This window comes from Sphingomonas sp. JC676, assembly GCF_014489075.1.
Taxonomy (GTDB): domain Bacteria; phylum Pseudomonadota; class Alphaproteobacteria; order Sphingomonadales; family Sphingomonadaceae; genus Sphingomonas.
Genome location: NZ_JACTGR010000002.1, coordinates 153,282 through 170,170, shown reverse-complemented (window position 1 = coordinate 170,170; position 16,889 = coordinate 153,282). Strand labels below are relative to the sequence as shown.

General features: G+C 67.3%; 11 protein-coding genes. 3 read left to right on the top strand and 8 right to left on the bottom strand.

What is annotated here, in order from left to right:
• Positions 1-89 precede the first annotated feature (89 nt).
• Positions 90-1,109 carry a LacI family DNA-binding transcriptional regulator gene (locus IAG41_RS07725; RefSeq protein ID WP_187728053.1) on the bottom strand — a complete coding sequence of 340 codons (1,020 nt, stop codon included), beginning with the start codon at positions 1,107-1,109 and terminating at the stop codon, positions 90-92.
• A 188-nt stretch (positions 1,110-1,297) separates the two neighbouring features.
• Here IAG41_RS07725 and IAG41_RS07720 point away from each other — a divergent pair, with 188 nt between their 5' ends.
• Together IAG41_RS07720 and purT are read left to right on the top strand one after the other, a co-directional pair.
• On the top strand, positions 1,298-3,589 hold the full coding sequence (locus IAG41_RS07720; RefSeq protein ID WP_187728052.1) for a glycoside hydrolase family 3 N-terminal domain-containing protein: 2,292 nt from the start codon (positions 1,298-1,300) through the stop codon (positions 3,587-3,589).
• Between the two features lie 172 nt (positions 3,590-3,761).
• The gene (gene purT / locus IAG41_RS07715) at positions 3,762-4,931 is read left to right on the top strand and encodes a formate-dependent phosphoribosylglycinamide formyltransferase (protein ID WP_187728051.1); all 1,170 of its coding nucleotides are present in this window, start codon (positions 3,762-3,764) and stop codon (positions 4,929-4,931) included.
• On the opposite strand, the gene IAG41_RS07710 is transcribed toward purT, so the two are convergent.
• From IAG41_RS07710 to IAG41_RS07700, 3 genes are all read right to left on the bottom strand, one after another.
• Positions 4,928-6,250 (bottom strand): MFS transporter, encoded by a 1,323-nt coding sequence (locus IAG41_RS07710; RefSeq protein ID WP_187728050.1) that lies wholly within the window; start codon positions 6,248-6,250, stop codon positions 4,928-4,930. The two genes, purT and IAG41_RS07710, sit on opposite strands and share 4 nt — an antisense overlap.
• 103 nt (positions 6,251-6,353) lie before the next feature.
• On the bottom strand, positions 6,354-8,729 hold the full coding sequence (locus IAG41_RS07705) for a TIM-barrel domain-containing protein (RefSeq protein WP_187728049.1): 2,376 nt from the start codon (positions 8,727-8,729) through the stop codon (positions 6,354-6,356).
• 82 nt (positions 8,730-8,811) lie between these two features.
• The gene (locus tag IAG41_RS07700) at positions 8,812-10,299 is read right to left on the bottom strand and encodes a DUF885 family protein (RefSeq protein ID WP_187728048.1); all 1,488 of its coding nucleotides are present in this window, start codon (positions 10,297-10,299) and stop codon (positions 8,812-8,814) included.
• A 131-nt stretch (positions 10,300-10,430) separates the two neighbouring features.
• Here IAG41_RS07700 and IAG41_RS07695 point away from each other — a divergent pair, with 131 nt between their 5' ends.
• On the top strand, positions 10,431-11,291 hold the full coding sequence (locus IAG41_RS07695) for a CPBP family intramembrane glutamic endopeptidase (protein WP_187728047.1): 861 nt from the start codon (positions 10,431-10,433) through the stop codon (positions 11,289-11,291).
• 36 nt (positions 11,292-11,327) lie between these two features.
• Here the strand turns inward: IAG41_RS07695 and IAG41_RS07690 are convergent, their stop codons facing one another.
• From IAG41_RS07690 to IAG41_RS07675, 4 genes are read right to left on the bottom strand one after another with little or no spacing between them, the layout of a single operon-like run.
• Positions 11,328-12,509, bottom strand: coding sequence for a dipeptidase (locus IAG41_RS07690; protein ID WP_187728046.1), 1,182 nt, complete (start codon positions 12,507-12,509; stop codon positions 11,328-11,330).
• Positions 12,506-13,627 carry a hypothetical protein gene (locus tag IAG41_RS07685; RefSeq protein ID WP_187728045.1) on the bottom strand — a complete coding sequence of 374 codons (1,122 nt, stop codon included), beginning with the start codon at positions 13,625-13,627 and terminating at the stop codon, positions 12,506-12,508. The genes IAG41_RS07690 and IAG41_RS07685 overlap by 4 nt, the downstream gene beginning before the upstream one ends.
• Positions 13,624-14,661, bottom strand: a complete 1,038-nt coding sequence (locus tag IAG41_RS07680; RefSeq protein ID WP_187728044.1) for a DUF1611 domain-containing protein — start codon at positions 14,659-14,661, stop codon at positions 13,624-13,626. The genes IAG41_RS07685 and IAG41_RS07680 overlap by 4 nt, the downstream gene beginning before the upstream one ends.
• A gap of 15 nt (positions 14,662-14,676) precedes the next feature.
• Positions 14,677-16,881, bottom strand: a complete 2,205-nt coding sequence (locus IAG41_RS07675; protein WP_187728043.1) for a TonB-dependent receptor — start codon at positions 16,879-16,881, stop codon at positions 14,677-14,679.
• Between the last annotated feature and the right edge of the window lie 8 nt (positions 16,882-16,889).

Sequence of the window (16,889 nt, the reverse complement as noted above, 5' to 3'; positions counted from 1 at the left end):
CCCTGAGGGGGGGTGTAACTGTTGATGCGACGAACGAGCGACCGGCCATGAAACCGGTTACATTCGCGGCGAAAAAGAGGTCGGCGGAGTCAATGCGCATCCGCGGCTCCGTTCAAGGCGCGCGGCGCCGTGGTGGCGCGGGCGACGAGCTCGGGGATGTGCATTTCGTTCTGCTCACCGGTGTCGCGGCCATCGAGGATGTCGATCAGCCGTGCGACGGCGCGCGCGCCGATCTCGGCGATGCGAACGCGGACGGTGGTGAGCGCCATGTAGCGGGCGAGGGGCACGTCGTCGAAGCCCGCTACGGCGATGTCGCCGGGAACTTGCTTGCCGGCGGAACGCAGCGCGTGGAGGCAGCCGAGTGCCATCATATCGTTGGCGGCGAAGACCGCGTCGCAGGGTTCGGATCCGGCGAGGATCGTATGCGCCGCGGCGACGCCGGTCTCCTCGTTGAAGTCGCCGTCGATGATGCGCGGTGCGATGCCGGGGGCGTGGCGCGCCATAGCGCGGCGATAGCCCTCGGCGCGCTCCCGCGCGTCGACATTGCCTTCGGGGCCGGAGATATGGACGATGTGCTTATAGCCGCTCTCGACCAGGTGGCGGACGATCGCATCGGCGCCGGCGAAATTGTCGAAGCGAAGCGACGGATGCGCGCCGAAGTCTCCGGGCGCGTTGATCAGCACGGCGGGCAAGGTTTGCGGCAGCGCCCGCGCGAGCGAGGCGGGCGGGATGTGCGGCGCCATCACCAGCAGCCCGTCGACCCGGCCGCGCATTGTGCGCAGCGCGTTCGCCGCCTGCTCGCTGTCGTCATGCATGTTCGAGAGCAGCAGGACATAGCCGCGGCGACTCGCCTCGCGGTCCATGCCGCGCACGCATTCTGAGAAGAATTCGCCGTGGAGATCGGGAAGCACAACGCCGATCGCGTGCGCGCGGGAGAGCGAAAGGCTGCGCGCGCCGGCATGCGGGACATAGCCGAGCTCGTTGGCCGCCGCGATCACCCGCTCGCGCGTCTCGGCGCGGACATTGTCCAGGCCGTTGAGCGCGCGCGACACCGACGCCACCGAAACCTCGGCGCGGCGGGCGACATCGCGGATGGTGGCCTCGGCCATTTCAGTCCCTTCTCCGGCCCTGCGTATGTTTCCTACGTTTCAGACCCTGTAGGCGATTGCAATCCTCGCCCTTGAAAGGGTATGTAACCGGTTACGGTTAGCGGTCACAAGCAAAAAGATTGCGCGCGCCCATTCGAGATACCTACGCGCTTCAGGGTGGGAAGCGCGCCGCCAGGAGAGGAAGTATAATGTTCGACACCAGGATTTCGCGACGCGCAGCGCTGATGGGAGCCGGCGCGGTTGCGGCTTGGATGCACAACCCGGCGCGCGCCATGCTGTGGCAGGCCGCCGCGCTTCCGGTGCCCGCCTTTATCGACGCCCTGATCGCCAAGATGACGCTCGCCGAAAAGGCGGGTCAGCTCACCCTGATGCCGAGCGCCTGGGGCGGCGGCGTGGCGACCGCGCTCAATCCGGCCTCGAACGGCCCGAATTTCGACGGCCAGCTCGAGGAAGTGCGCCAAGGCCGGCTGACCGGCGTGTTCAACGGCAACGGCGCCGAGATGGCGCGGCGGATGCAGACAGCGGCGATGACCCAGTCGCGGCTCAAAATCCCGCTGATCTTCGCAGCCGACGTGATCCACGGCCACCGCACGATCTTCCCGGTGCCGGTGGGCGAGGCGGCGAGCTTCGAGCCGGGCCTGGCCGAGCGCACCGCGCGGATGGCGGCCTATGAGGCGGCGGCGTCGGGCATCGACTGGACCTTCGCGCCGATGGTCGACATCGCGCGCGACCAGCGCTGGGGCCGGACGATGGAAGGCGCGGGCGAGGACGTGCTGCTCGGACGCCTGATCGCCGATGCGCGCGTCCGCGGCTTCCAGGGCAAGGACCTGAAGGACAATGACGCGGTGCTGGCCTGCGCCAAGCATTTCGCGGCCTATGGCGCGGCGGAAGCCGGGCTCGACTACAACACGGTCGACATCTCCGAGCGGACGCTGCGCGAAATCTATCTGCCGCCGTTCAAGGCCGCGGTGGACGCGGGCGTGCTCTCGTTCATGGCCTCGTTCAACGAGATTTCGGGCGTACCCTCGACCGGCAATAGCTGGCTGATGGAGACGGTGCTGCGCGGCGAATGGGGTTTCAAGGGCTTCGTCGTCTCCGATTATACTGGCGACATGGAGATGATCGACCATGGCTTCGCCGCGGATGCGCGCGAGGCGGCCAAGCTCGCTTTCCTGGCGGGCGTCGACATGAGCATGACCAGCGGCTTCTACCGCGATCATTTGCCCGACCTGGTCGAGAAGGGCGAAGTGCCCGTGGCGCGGCTCGATGCTTCGGTGCGCACCGTGCTGGCGATGAAGGCGCGGCTGGGGCTGTTCGAGGATCCTTTCCGCCGCATCGACCTGAAGCGCGAAAAGGCACGTTCGCGGACCAAGCCGGCGCTGGCGCTGGCGCGCGAGGCGGGGCGCAAGTCGATCGTGATGATCAAGAATGATGGCGACCTGCTGCCGCTGCCCAAATCGGGCAAGAAGATCGCGCTGATCGGGCCGTTCGCTTCGGGCTCGGACAGCCTGAACGGGCCCTGGGTGGTCTATGGCGACAATGCCCAGGCGATCGACCTCGCGACGGGGGTCAAGGCGGCGGTGGCCGATCGCAGCCTGATCACCGTGGTGCAGGGATCGACCGTCGAGGCACCGCTGCCCGGCGGCATCGAGGCCGCGGTTGCCGCGGCGCGCGAGGCGGACATCGTCGTGCTCGCGATCGGTGAATCGGAGGGCATGTCGGGCGAGGCACAGTCGCGCGCCGAGATCATCGTGCCCGAGCCGCAACAAGCGCTGGCAGAAGCGGTGGCCGCGGTCGGCAAGCCGGTGGTGATCGTGCTCAAGAACGGGCGTGCGCTGGCGCTCAAGGGCGCGGTGGTGAACGCGCCTTCGATCCTGGTGACTTGGTTCCTGGGTTCGGAGAGCGGCCATGCGATCGCGGACATATTGTTCGGCGACTATTCGCCGTCGGGTCGCTTGCCGTGCAGCTTCCCGCGTTCGCTCGGGCAGCAGCCCTATAGCTATGCGCACAAGCCGACCGGCCGGCCCAATCCGTCCGAAACCCAGCTCGAGCCGTACAAGGCGCATTATCGCGGCATTCCGAACTCGGCTCTGTTCCCGTTCGGGCACGGTTTGACCTACGGCAAGTTCGAATATTCGGACCTGTCGGTGGCGCCGACGCTTGCCTGGGACGGCGAGCTGACGGTGAGCGCCAAGGTGACCAACACCGGCAAGCGCGCGGCCGAGGAGCTCGTGCAGCTCTACACGCATGACCGCGCCGCGAGCGTGACGCGGCCGGTTCGCGAGCTGAAGGCGTTCCGCAAGGTGACACTGGCACCCGGCGCGTCCGAGGTGGTGACGTTCAAGATCCGCCGCGACCTGCTGCTGTTCATCGGGCGCGAGAACAAGCCGACGGTCGAGCCCGGCCTGTTCGATGTGTGGGTCTCGCCTTCGGCCGAGACCCAGGGCGTGCGCGGGAGCTTCGAGCTCAAGGGCGCCTAGGGCATTTATCATCGTCATCCCGGCGCAGGCCGGGATCCAGGGTTTCTCCGCCGTGAGGCTTGAGGCTCTGGATCCCGGCCTGCGCCGGGATGACGGTTGCTATTGTTCACCTCTCGACATCCGCACCCAGCTTCGCGAGAAGCCCGCAAGCTGATTCACGAGAGGCGGACCCATGCCATTCACTGCCAAGATATTGCTGCTCGGCTCGGGCGAGCTGGGACGCGAGTTCGTCATCTCGGCCAAGCGGCTGGGCGCCTATGTCGTGGCGTGCGACAGCTATGCCGGCGCGCCGGCGATGCAGATGGCGGATGCGTTCGAGGTCTTCTCGATGCTCGACGCCGAGCAGCTGCGCGCCGCAATCGCGCGCCACAAGCCCGATTTCGTCGTGCCCGAGGTCGAGGCGATCCGCACCGAGGTGCTCGCCGAAGTGGAGCGGGAAGGTGTGACCGTCGTCCCCTCCGCCCGGGCCACACAGATGACGATGAACCGCGACCGCATCCGCGAGGTCGCCGCGATCGAGCTGGGCCTGAAGACGTCGCGCTATCGCTACGCCGAGAGCCTGGAGGAAGCGCGGGCCGCACTCGAGCCCGTCGGGCTGCCCTGCGTGGTGAAGCCGGTCATGTCCTCGTCGGGCAAGGGCCAGAGCACCGTGCGCACCGCCGAGGAGATCGACCGTGCCTGGGATTATGCGGTCGCCAACATGCGGGGCGACCGTCGGCGGATCATCGTCGAGCAGTTCGTCGACTTCGACTATGAGATCACGCTGCTTACCGTCAGCACCCGCGACGGCATCCGCTTCTGCGCGCCGATCGGCCACCGGCAGGAGCGCGGAGACTATCAGGAATCCTGGCAGCCGGCGGCGATGTCGGTCGCGGCGCTTGCCGAGGCGCAGGACATGGCCCGGAAAGTGGTCGAGGATCTAGGTGGTTACGGCCTGTTCGGCGTCGAATTTTTCGTGAAGGGCGAGGAGGTGATCTTCTCCGAACTGTCGCCGCGACCGCACGATACCGGCATGGTGACATTGATCTCGCAGGACCTGAGCGAGTTCGATCTCCACGCCCGCGCGATCCTTGGCCTGCCGGTGCCCGAGCCGAAGCTGCTGGGTGCCGCGGCATCGGCGGTCATCCTGGCGGACCGAGACGCCAGCGCCTTCCATTTCGAGGGGCTAGCCGAGGCGCTTGCCGAGCCGGGCATCGCGGTTGACGTGCGGCTGTTCAGCAAGCCGGTGACGCGGCCGAACCGCCGGATGGGCGTGGCATTGGCGCTTGCCGACAATGTCGACGAAGCGCGGCGGGTCGCGGTGGCGGCGGCCGCGAAAGTGCGCATCGCCTACGAAGCCTAGCTGCCCGCCATCTCGCGCACGATCCGCGCATGCGCGCCCCTGCCGAGCGGGTTGAGCAGCATCAGCGCGCAGGAGAGCGCGAGAAAGCCGAGCGGCGCCAGCGCGATGGTCCAGCGCATCGCCGCGAGCGTCGCCTCGCTCTGGTGGACATTGGCGACATAGCCGGCAGAGCCGAAGCCGAAGCCGATGATCGCGGTGGCGATGCCGATCGCGACGCGTTGGAGCAAAGAGGCGAGGCCGAACACGGCACCCTCGACGCGCAGGCCGGTGGCATGCTCGCCATACTCGATCGTGTTGGGCAGCATCGCCCAGAATACGAAGTGCAGCCCGACGATCATCGCCTGCATCGCGACCAGATAGAATTGCATGACGTCGGCGCGATCGATGCGGATCGCGGCGAACAGGATCAGCCCGGCCATGCAAAGGGACGCGGCGAGAAACCACAGGCTGCGCGTGCCGATGCGGCGCTGGAGCAGCATCCAGACGGGCACGGCGATCGCGCTGACGAGCCCCATCCAGGCGAGCGCTGTCTGACCGGCGGCCTCGTCCTCGAGGAAATATTTGAAGTAATAGAGCACCGACTTGTTGAGCACCGTCACCGCGACGATCATCGCCATCATCGCGAGGTTCAAGGTGACGAAGGCGCGATTGGCGGCGAGGCTCCTGAGGCTCGCGGCGATCGAAGGGCGCGGCGTGGGCGGCGTGACCAGCTCCTCGCGATAGGTGGCGCCGACCAGGATCAGGATCGCGGTGCCGACGATCGCGAACAGGATCGCCGCGCCGAGATAGGCGCTCGCCGAGACCGCGCCGCCGCTCAACCATGCGCCGAGCGGCACCGTGCCGCGCGCGACCAGCACCCAGGCCATCGTGCCGAATAGCATCCGCATCCCGGCGATGAAGGCGCGGTCCTTGCTGTCGGTGCTGATCCGCGCGGACATCGCCAGATAGGGGATGTTGACCGCGGCATAGGCGGTACGGAACAGCAGATGCCCGACCAGCACGAAGGCGATGCCCCAGAAGCCGGCAATCGGCGGGGGAAGGTAGGTGAGCACGCAGGCGATACCGAGCGGCAGGCTGCCCAGCATCAGCACCTTGCCATAGTGGCGGCTCGCCTCGCGCCGATCGGCGAGCGTGCCAGCGATGAAGTTGGCCACGCCGTCCCAGATTGTCGCGATCGTGTAGATCGTCGCCGCGGTCTCCACCGGAAGCGCCAGCGCCTCGGTATAGTAGAAGAGCAGGAAGAGCATGATGCTCTGCCAGTAGAGATTGAAAGCGAAGTCGCCGAAGGCGAACAGGAGCAGGCGCGGGCGGATGCTCATGCCCGACACTTCCCGTCACCCCGGCGAAAGCCAGGACCCAGGGTCACGGGCGATTCCCTGCTTGGCTCTGGACCCCGGCTTTCGCCGGGGTGACGGTTGGGGGTCATTGGCGGCTCACAGTGACGCGAGCGGCGCGCGGCTGGTCGGGGATCGTGAAGCTCAGCGTGCGCGCGGCGTCGTTCGCGGTCGCCGTGGTACCCTTGATCTTCGCGCCGCCCTGCCAACCGTGCACCGTCACCGCGATGCCGTTCCACCAGGGCTTGTACGCGCCCTCGCGCGCGTCGAAGTCGATCGTCAGGCCGCTCGCAGTTTGCGTGCAGCGGATCGTCTGGCGGAGCGTCGCGCCGTTCGTGGTGAGCCCGTCGTCCCAATAGAGCGTGCCGCTGCACTCCTCGCCCGGATAGATGTCGAGCGACAACGGGCCTTGCGGCACTTGCGCGGTGCTCTGGGTGAGCGGCTGGCGCGGCAGGATCGTGCCGGCGCGGACATAGACGGGCAGGCGATCGAGCGCGGGCGTCTCGCTGAGCTTGTCGCCGCTCTCGGGGAGCCCCGTCCAGTAATCATACCAGCCGCCGGCGGGAAGGCAGATGTCATAGGGCCGCGGCGATTCCGGCTTGGGCGAGGCGGCGATCAAGAGGCTGCGGCCGAGCGTGAACGCCATCGACTGGTCGCATCCGGCGGTCCGTGCCGCAGGATAGTCGTACCAGACCGGTCGCATGATCGGATCGCCGGTGCGGGCATTCTGCTCGGCGACGGCGTAGAGATAGGGAAGCAGGCGGTAGCGCGCCTCGATGAAGCGGCGGCGGATCGCGAGATGCTCGGGACCGTCCGCCCAGGGCTCGGTACGCGGCGTGTCCTTGGCAGCATGGACACGGAAGACGGGGGTGAAGGCCGCGATCTCGTACCAGCGGGTGAGCAGCTCGGGACTGGGCCCGCCGGTGAAGCCGCCGACGTCCGCGGCGCTGTAGGAGAAGCCCGACAGGCCGAGATTGACCAGCTGCTGGACCGAGAGCTTGAGATGCTCCCAGCTGGCATTGTTGTCCCCGGTCCAGGTGACGGCGTAACGCTGGCCGCCCGCAAAGCTGGCGCGGGTCATCACGAAGGGGCGGTCGTTCGGGCGGAGCTTCTTCAGCCCCTCGAACGTCGCGCGGCTATTCTCCATGCCATAGACATTGTGGATCTCGGCATGGCTGGCGTCGCGTGGGGCGAAATCGTCGCTGTCGATGCGGTGCATGGTATCGAGCGGCATCGTCTTGGTCGGCGTCTCGAAGATCGCCGGCTCGTTCATGTCGTTCCAGAAGCCGGCCACGCCGTCGTCCACAAAGCCCTTGAACAACGTGCCCCACCAGTCGCGCGAAGCTTTCCGCGTGAAATCGGGGAAGACCGCGGGGCCGGGCCAGACCGGGCCGACATAGGTGCTGCCGTCGGGATTGCGGAGGAAATGGCCACCGGCCGTGCCGCTGTCATAGGGGGCGTAGTCCTTGCCCGGCGCGGCCGCGACATGGAGGTCGGTGATCGCGACCAGGCGGATGCCGTCCTGCTTCAGATCGCCCGCGAGCTTTTTCAGATCGGGGAAGGTCTGGGTGTTCACGGTGAACGGCCAGTTGCGATATTGATAATCAATATCGAGCCAGATGAGGTCGAGCGGCACCTGGGATTGGCGCATCTTCGCGGCGATCTCGCGAACCTCGGCATCGCTCATATAGCTGTAGCGCGACTGCTGGTATCCGAGCGCCCAGCGCGGCGCGAGCGGTGCCTTGCCGGTCAGATCGGTGTAGCGGCGGACGACGTCGGCGCTGCTCGGCCCGGCGATGACATAATAGTCGATCGGGCCGTTCGCGCTGCCGATCGCCAGCGTGCCATCCTCGCGGTGGCCGAAATCGAACCAGCTGCGCCATGTGTTGTCCAGGAAGAAGCCGTAGCTGCCGCCCGCGCCGCCGACCGAGACGAAGAAGGGGATCGACTTGTAGATCGGATCGGTCGCCGGGCTGAAGCCGAAGGAATCGGTGTTCCAGTCGACATAGCTCGCGCCGCGGCGGTCGAACGGGCCGGTCTTGTCGCCCAGCCCGAAATATTGCTCGCCGACGGGCATCGCCTTGCGCAGCGTGAAGCCGGTCCCGTCGAGCTTTATCGGATCGGGCAGGTCGGCGGTGATGCGCTTGCCGGCGGCATCGTCGATGCTGAGGCGCAGGGTGGCAGGATCGACATGGACGCGGAGCGATGAGGTGGCGAAGCCGTCGGCGAGCGGCGCGACCTTGACGCTCTTCGCGCGTACGTTCGCCGGGACGGCCCAGCTCGCATCCTCGGGAAACTTGCCGTCACGGGCGATGCGGACGCGCAGGATGGCATCGGTCTGCGCGGTGACGCGAAGCGTCAGGCTGCCGGCCTGGACCTCAACGCCGTCGGCGCGGGGCGAGACGGTCTGGGCGTAGGCGGGCGTGGCGAGCACGATAAGAGCGGGCGCGATGCTGCGCAGCATGGAAAATCTCTCCGGCTTCCGGTTCGTACATGAAACCGGTTTCATTCGGGAAATAGCCGCCGCGCCGCAAGAGCGAAACGCCTCATTTCCTCCCCGTGACCAGGCGGCGAAGCTCGTCGGTGCGCTTGCGCCCGTCGGCCAGGACGATGCGGTGGAACGCCTTGCGTTCGCGGCCCCGGGCAAGATCGGCGACTGTGAGCCACACGAACGCTTCCGCGGCGCGGCTGGCGGGCTCGGCGGCGATGCGGTCGAGCTCAAGCGGGAAAGGGGCGAAATAGCCGGGCTCGCCCTGCCATTCGACCAGCCGGGCATGCGCCTGCTCGAGCGACCAGCCATGGAGGTGGATGCCGATATCGGCGAGCGCGCGGCAGCTGCGGAACAGCATCCAGTGGATATGGCCGAGCTCGGCCAGCGGATCGCCGGCAAAACTACCGTCGGCGGCCGCCATCTGCTCGGCATAGATCGCCCAGCCTTCGGGGAAGGCGGGTGTATAATCGAGGCGCAGCGAATGCTGGCCGGCATCCGCCTCGATCGGCAGCTGGATCATATGGCCGGGGAGCAGCTCGTGATGGACCACGCCGGGGAGCGTCCAGGCCGGGCGGCGGGCAATGTCCTTGAGGTCGACATAATAGGCGCCCGAGCGCGTTACGGTGGGCAGCTCGCGATAGCCGCTGCGGCCGGCCGCCTCGTCGGCGCGGGACATTCGCCGGGCGCCGACGTCAAGCGAGCGGGGCGGCCAGGCGGCGAATTGTGCCGGCAGACGGCGGCGGGCGGCGTCGAGCGCGCGGTTCATGTCTGCCACGGCGCGGTCGCGGCCGGCATCGTCGTCGCTGTAGAGCCAGCGCGGATCGCGCCACAAAGCCGAGTAGCGCGCGCCGAGCGAGCCGCGCTTGTGGCCGAGCTTCGACAGAAGCGCATCGGCGCGGGCGCTCAGGCGGCGGCGTTCCTGTTCGAAGCGGCGCTCGGCGGAGGCGGGATTGGCATCGTCGCCGGTGATGCGCCTGAGCAGCAGCGCATAATAAGCGCCGCCGTCGGGAATGCGGCCTACGCCGGGCGGTGGCGCGGCGGCGGACTGGTCGCGCAGCGCTGCGAGCTGGCGACCGAGAGCCGAGGCAATGGGTCCGCTGGTGGATGCGCGAACGGCTTCGATCGCGGCGATGGTGCGGGCGAGCAGTCCGGCGGGAAGGCCGGCGCCTGCCATGGCATCCTGCTGGATCGCGATGGTGTCGGCATCGATCGCGGCGGCATCATTGTGCTTGATCCAGGCGCCCGCGAGCGGCGTGACGCGATAGGGGCGGCCGAAGCGGCCAAAGGGAAAGCGGCGCAGCAATTCGGCGTCGATGGCCAGGCCGGAGCGCGCCGTCACCAGATCGAGCCGTGCCGAGGGTGACAGGTCGTGCATGTCGATCGTGGCGAGGTCGCGGAGCGCTTGTTCCGGCGAGCCCTTGGCCGCGCGATCGAGGATAATGCGGAGTTCTGCGTCACCGGCTTGCGGCCGGGCGAATGCAGGTAGGCTCCGGACGGCGAGAGCGGCGCTCGCGGCCGAGAGCATGTGTCGGCGGGAGATCATCGCCGGCAGAGGTAGCGGCTTTGGTGGAGCCGCGTCGAGGGAGTTTCTTACTTTCAGATCACGCTACAATTTTCTGATTGGAAAATACTCGGCCCAGCCATAGCATGGCTGTACATCAGGGGAGGACGGCGATGCGCGATCACGAGCGTTGGGGAGATGTGGGCACATTCCTGGGGTTGGCGATCGCGATCAGCTGCATCTTCTACGCGCTGATCCTGAGCACCGGCGCGGCGCCGGCGGGGCGCTATTATGTCACCGGGCTGATGTGGACGCCGGGCGTGGCGGCGCTGCTGACGGTGCGACTGCGCGGGCTCGACATGGCCTCGCTAGGTCTCGGCTGGGGGGAGGGACGCTGGGCGCTGACCGGGTATCTGGTACCGCTCGGCTACACGCTTGTCGCCTATGCCGCGGTGTGGATCCTGGGGTTTGGCGGCTTCGCCGACCAGGCGAATGTCGCCGCGCTGGCGGACACATTGGGCTGGAAGGACACGGCACCCGCGCTCGTCATCCTCGGCTATTTCGCGCTGATGGCGACGTCGGGCTTCGTGATCGCGCTGACCGGCGGACTGGGCGAGGAACTGGGCTGGCGCGGGCTGCTTGCGCCCCGGATGATGGGCGCGCTGGGGTTCACCGGCACGGCCTTGGTCGTTGGCGTGATCTGGACGGCGTGGCATTTGCCGCTGCTGCTGTTCGGCAGCTACAATCAGGGCACGCCTTGGTGGGTGTCGGTGCCGTGCTTCGCGGTGCTGGTGCTGAGCATCAGCGTGATCCTCACCTGGCTGCGGATGCGCTCGAACAGCGTCTGGCCATGCGCGATCTTCCACGCGAGCCACAACATCTTCGTCCAGGCGGTGTTCACGCCGCTGACCGGCGCGCGCGGCGCCGCGACGCCCTATGCCATCGGCGAGTTCGGCGTGGCGGTGCCGGCCGCCTTGGTGTTGGTCGCGACCTGGTTCTGGATGAAGCGGAAGGAAGCGGTAGCAGCCGTCTAAATTCTCCCCGAGCTCGCTCGGGGAAGATCTAGGCTGTCAGCGGCCCTTCTTCTCCTCGGCGATGCGCAGGATGCGCAGCACGTTGCCGCTCCACATCTTCTGCATATCGGCTTCGCTAAAGCCGGCAGCGCGCAGCCGCGCAGTGACCTTGGGCAGCGAGTCGATATCTTCGAAGCCCTTGACGCCGCCACCGCCATCCCAGTCCGCGCCGAAGCAGACATGGTCGACGCCGGCGACCTGGATCAGGTGCAGAAGCCCGCGCATATAGGTCTCGAAATCGGCGGTCTGGACCGGAGAGGTGCGATCGAGCGTGCGGGTATCCGCGGTCAGCTTGGCCTGTTCGGCGGGCGTCATTTTGCTCAACTGTTCGACATCAGGCAGTGCATTGCGTTCGGGCGAGGAGCGCATCTCGGAGAGATAGGCGCTGTTCATGCAGATCGCGCCGCCGGACGCGGCGAGCTTGCGGATATGTTCGTCGTCCAGGTTGCGCGGATGGTTCCACATCGCGCGCGGGCCGGAATGCGAGAGCAGGATCGGCGTGGTGGAGAGCTCGATCATCTGATCGAGCACCGAATCCGCGGAATGGCTGGCGTCGATCACCATGCCGAGCCGGTTCATCTCTTTGACCCATTGCCGGCCGAGCGGGCTCAGGCCGTTATATTGGGGCTTGTCGGTCGCGGAATCGCCAAACTGGTTGTTCTTGAAGTGGATGGGTCCGGCGAGGCGGACGCCGCGCTTGTAGAATTCGCCGAGCAGTGACAGGTCCTCGCCCAGCGGATAGCTGTTCTCGATGCTGATATAGGCGAAGCGCTTGCCCGCGTGATCGAGCCGGGCGGCGTCGCTGGCCTTGGTGGCGAGTGCGATGCGGTCCGGGAATTTGGCGAGCGTCGTCTCGATTTCGCCCAAGCGCTTGAACGCGGCGGCTTTGGCGTCGGCATAGCCCTGCGGCGTGAGCGGGCCCTGGCCGGTGTAGATCACGAAGAAACCGCCATCGAGATCGCCGGCGTCCATCCGGCCGAGATCGACCTGGACCAGATCGGTCTCGTAGCTGTGGCGATCGCCGAAGCTCCAGCCAGCCCTCGAGAAGTGGAGCGGGGTATCGAGATGGGTGTCGAGCGTCAGCAGCTTCTGGTGGAGCGCCATGTCGCTGAGCGGCTCCTTGTGCGTCATGGTGCAGGCGGAGGTCGCGAGAAGCGCGGCGAGAAGGAGCGGTTTCATAGAGCGGGTACAGGCCTCCTTTGGACGAGCCGGAACACTCCGACGGTCAGCAGCGGGATGACATAGAGCGCGAGGAGCGCATAAGCGAGGATACGGTATCCGCTGCCGATCAACGCGACCAGCCCCACCCGATCGGCGACGAAGATGCAGCCGATCAGCAGTGTCGCGGCGATGCCGGCGCGCGCGCGGGGCGACAGGTCGACCCCGCGCCGCGCGCGCCAGACCGCGGCGATCCGCTCGTTGATCGCATGGACCGATCCGGTGCCGCTCTCGAGCAGCGCGCAGAAAATCATCAGCTGGAAGAGCAGATGGAACAGCGGGATGTGGAGCTGCTGGAGCAGGAAGTCCGACGGCAAAGTCTCGGCGGCGATGGCGGGGTAGAAGCCGACCATGCACGTGAAAAACAGCACCGCCGGGAGCATCGCCAGCGGCCCCGCGATCAGCCCGGAGATCACCGCGTCGCGCTGGCTGGTGAGGTGGCGGATCACCGGCAGGATCACCACCGCGCCGACGATATTGTAGCTCGCATAGGTGATGCCGCCGAGCGCCCAGCCCTCGGCCGGCGCGGGCATGGCGAAGGCGGCCGAGATGCGGTCGCCGAAGCGGGTGAGCGCCAGAATGACGAACAGGGCATAGACGCCGTAGAGCAGGAACGAGACGTACTTGAACAGCCGCTCGACCGAGGCGTTGCCGAAGGTCGCGAAGGCGGCGATCGCCACCGCGAGCGCGAGTGTACCGACGAGCGGCGGCAGGCCGAGCGTCGCCGCGCCGATCGCGCCCGCCGCCGCGCCGAACACCGACAGGATCAGCACGACGAAGAGGATGTACGCAATCTCGAACGCCACCCAGCCGGGGCCGAGCAGCCGTTCGAAGAAGCTGCGATAGTCATAGGCGTTGGTCGCGCGGGCAAAGGCGAAGGTGACGGCGCAGACCAAAGACCAGATCCCCATCGCGAGCAGCATCGCCGCGACGCCGCCCCAGGGTCCTGCAGGGAGGAAGAACTCGGCGAGTTCGCGGCCCGTGGCATAGCCGCCGCCGATCACCACCGCCTTGAATGCGAAGCCCGGCAGCAGGAAGCGCTGGAACCAGCTCGATCCCGGTGCTGCCGGTCCGCTCATGCGAGGCAGCTGTCGACGAGCCGCTCGAACGCCGCGCCGCCGCGCATCGGATCGGCAACGGGGAGCCCCAGCCGCTCGCTCTCGCGCGCCATCAGGTCGAGCGCCTCGATCTCGCCGAAATTGGCGGTGTTGAAGCTGACGCCCTTGCACGCGATCGCCGGGTTGGTGCGCTTGCCGAGCATCAAGGTCAGCGCGATCATCTCCTCGACGCTCGGCACCTTGTAGCCGGGCGTGCCGAGCACATCGATGCGGTCGGGCTGGTGGCAGACCACGATCACGTCGGGCTGGCTGCCATGGAGCAGGCCGAGCGACACCGCGGCGAAGCCGGGATGGGCGAGCGAGCCCTGGCCTTCGATCACGTCCCAATGATCGGGCGCGGCATCCGGCGAGAGGATCTCGGCGGCGCCCGCCTCGAAATCCGAGATCACGGCGTCCATCGGCATGCCCCCGCCGGCGATCATGATCCCGGTCTGGCCGGTGGCGCGGAAATCCACATCCACGCCCTTCTGGGCAAAGCCGCGGGCAAGCGCCAGCGCGGTGTATTTCTTGCCCAAAGCGCAGTCGGTGCCGACGGTGAGCAGCCTTTTGCCGCTGCGCTTGCGTCCGGTGCCGATCGGGATCTCGGCGGGGGGCGTACGGATGTCGATCAGCCGCCGGCCTAGCAATGTCGCGGTCTCGTTGAGCTCGGGCACGTCGGCGAGGCGAACATGCATACCGCTGACGATGTCGAGCCCGGCCTCGAGCGCCTCGACCAGAGAGGCGCGCCAGCTGGGCGGGATCATGCCGCCGCTATTGGCGACGCCGATGACGAGCGCGCGGGCGCCCTTCGCCACGGCTTCGACAGGGGTGAGCCGTGGCAGGCCGGTGGTTACGGTGGCACCGCACGCGAACTCGCCGACGCACTTCTCGCCCGCCCAGTCGCGCAGCCCGAACGCGGTCTTGGCAAAGCCCGGCTCGGTCGTGTCCCCCAGAAAGAGGAGATAGGGCTGGGGCAGCGCCAGCGCGCCGGTCGCGTGACCGAAGGGAGCGTTCATCAGGGGTTCCGGGCGTCAAAAGGCGAGTTCGGCGGCGAGGCCGATGGTGCGGGGCTGGAGCGGCGAAATGGCGAAGAAGCTGGGCTGGTTGAGCCCGTCCGCGAGGGTGGAGCGGCTCATCTCGCCGTCGTCGTTGAGCAGGTTGCGGGCATAAGCGCGCAGCGTCCAGTTCTTGTCGAGATTGACGCCCAAGTTCACGTCGACCGCGGTGTACGGTCTGGCGCGCGCGACGAGCGGGTCGCTCTCGACCAGCGACAGGCGGCTGCTGGCATGGCGCACGCCGATGCCGAGATCGGCCGACGTGCTGCCCTTCAGGTCGAAATGATAGTCGAGGCGTGCCGAGCCGCTGAACTTGGGCACGGCGGGAAGCTGGTCGCCGTCCTGCCCGCTGATATCGGGCACGTCCTCGGCGAGCGTGGCGTCGGTATAGGAGGCGGTGAGCGCGATCGTCAGGCCGCGCACCGGCCGCACCGAGAGCGATCCTTCGACGCCTTGGCTGACCGCCGCGCCGCCATTCGCCTGGCCGGCGATGCCGCCGAAGCTGCGGGTGACCTGGATGTCCTTCCAGTCCATGTAGAAGGCGGCGACATCGATCGAGACCATGCGGTCCATCAGGTCCGCCTTGAGGCCGATCTCGTAATTGGTGAGCGTGTCCGAGCCGACGCTGGGCGGCACGTTGGGCACGATCACGTTCGGCCCGCCCGGGCGATAGCCGCTGGCGACGCGGGCATAGACCATCGCGTCGTCATTGATGTGGAATTGCGGGCTGACGCTGTAGGTGAACACGCTCTCGCTCGACTTGCCGGGATCGTTGGCAGAGGGGACGATCGCACCCTCGCTGATCTGGCGGAAGGTCTGGTCGTTGCGTGCCCAGCGGACGCCGCCGGTCAGGTCGATCCGGCTGGTGATGCGGAAGGTCGCGTTCGCGAATGCCGCATATTCCTGATAGGTCGCGGGGAGGGCGACGATCGCCAGCGGATCGAGCGCGGCGATCGGATTGCCAGCCATGTCGAACGAGCGGACGAGCTGGCTGTTGCTGCTTTTCTCATGGGTATAGAAGCCGCCGATCAGCCATTCGAAGCGGCCGCCGCTCGGTGAGGCGAGGCGTACTTCCTGCGTGTATTTCTTGTGTCCGAGCTTGATCGTGAACGGCGTGATGCCGGGGGGGATCGCGCCGCCGGTGAGCAGCGGGAACAGCACGCCGAACGCATAGCTGCCGTCCTGGACCTGGGTGGCGTTGCCCACGCTGTAGGTGCTGGCCGAGGTCGCGGTGACGCCGCCGAAATCATAGTCGAGCGTCGCGGCATAATATTGGAGATCGGTGCTGAAGGGCTCGCGGACATAATTGTTGTAGGACGAGCCGTCGCCGAGCTTCCGGCCGGTCAGGTCCGCAGCGTAGAGGCCGTTGCCTTCGCTGTCGACCGCCTGCCAGAGCGCACTGAGCTTGGCGCTGAACCGCTCGCTCGGCTGCCAGAGCAGGCTGACGCGGCCGCCCTTCTGCTCATAGTCGTTCTGGTCCTTCAGCGACGCATTGTTGACGCTGTTCACGAAGCCGGGGGTCTTGCGCCAGGCAAAGCTGCCGGTGACGCCGAGCTTGCCCTCGACGAGCGGTGCGTTGAACATGGTCTGGCCCGCCCAGCCGGGATCGCCGGCGCCGTCGATGCCGAAGATCTCGACCCCGCCGCGCACGCTGAAGACGGTCGTGCTGGGCTGGACGGTGACATATTTGAGCAGACCGCCGATCGAGCTGGCGCCGTAGAGCGTGCCCTGCGGGCCGCGCAGAACCTCGACGCGCTGGATGTCGTAGGGCAGCAGATCGAGCGAGAATTGCCCGCCGCGATTGTAGATGCTGCTCGATCCCACCGGCGCATCGTCGAGATAGATGCCGACCGTCTGGCTGGCGGTGAGCGGGGCGACGCCGCGCAGCGTGATCGTGGTCTGGCCGGGCGTGCCGCTGTTGGTGACCTGCAGGCCCGGGACGTAGGAGCCATAATCGACGAGTGAGCTGGCGCCCTGGTCGCGCAGCGTCTCGCCCCCGACGACGCTGATCGAGATCGGCACGTCCTGGAGGTTCTCCTCGCGCTTCTGGGCAGTGACGACGATGCCCTTCTCATCGGTCACGGTCGTTTCCTGCGCCATCGCCGCCGTGGAGAAGGCGAGGGCTCCGGCGGCGCTGGAAAGCGCGAGGAAAGTGCGAATGCCAAGGTCGAGGTTGCGCATCGAATAGT

Excerpts from the sequence above, each read along its gene's own strand:
- IAG41_RS07705 (WP_187728049.1), bottom strand. The coding sequence starts at position 8,729 with ATGCTGCGCAGCATCGCGCCCGCTCTTATCGTGCTCGCCACGCCCGCC.
- IAG41_RS07690 (WP_187728046.1), bottom strand. The coding sequence starts at position 12,509 with ATGAAACCGCTCCTTCTCGCCGCGCTTCTCGCGACCTCCGCCTGCACC.
- IAG41_RS07725 (WP_187728053.1), bottom strand. The coding sequence starts at position 1,109 with ATGGCCGAGGCCACCATCCGCGATGTCGCCCGCCGCGCCGAGGTTTCG.
- IAG41_RS07695 (WP_187728047.1), top strand. The coding sequence starts at position 10,431 with ATGCGCGATCACGAGCGTTGGGGAGATGTGGGCACATTCCTGGGGTTG.
- IAG41_RS07710 (WP_187728050.1), bottom strand. The coding sequence starts at position 6,250 with ATGAGCATCCGCCCGCGCCTGCTCCTGTTCGCCTTCGGCGACTTCGCT.
- purT (WP_187728051.1), top strand. The coding sequence starts at position 3,762 with ATGCCATTCACTGCCAAGATATTGCTGCTCGGCTCGGGCGAGCTGGGA.
- IAG41_RS07680 (WP_187728044.1), bottom strand. The coding sequence starts at position 14,661 with ATGAACGCTCCCTTCGGTCACGCGACCGGCGCGCTGGCGCTGCCCCAG.
- IAG41_RS07700 (WP_187728048.1), bottom strand. The coding sequence starts at position 10,299 with ATGATCTCCCGCCGACACATGCTCTCGGCCGCGAGCGCCGCTCTCGCC.
- IAG41_RS07675 (WP_187728043.1), bottom strand. The coding sequence starts at position 16,881 with ATGCGCAACCTCGACCTTGGCATTCGCACTTTCCTCGCGCTTTCCAGC.
- IAG41_RS07720 (WP_187728052.1), top strand. The coding sequence starts at position 1,298 with ATGTTCGACACCAGGATTTCGCGACGCGCAGCGCTGATGGGAGCCGGC.
- IAG41_RS07685 (WP_187728045.1), bottom strand. The coding sequence starts at position 13,627 with ATGAGCGGACCGGCAGCACCGGGATCGAGCTGGTTCCAGCGCTTCCTG.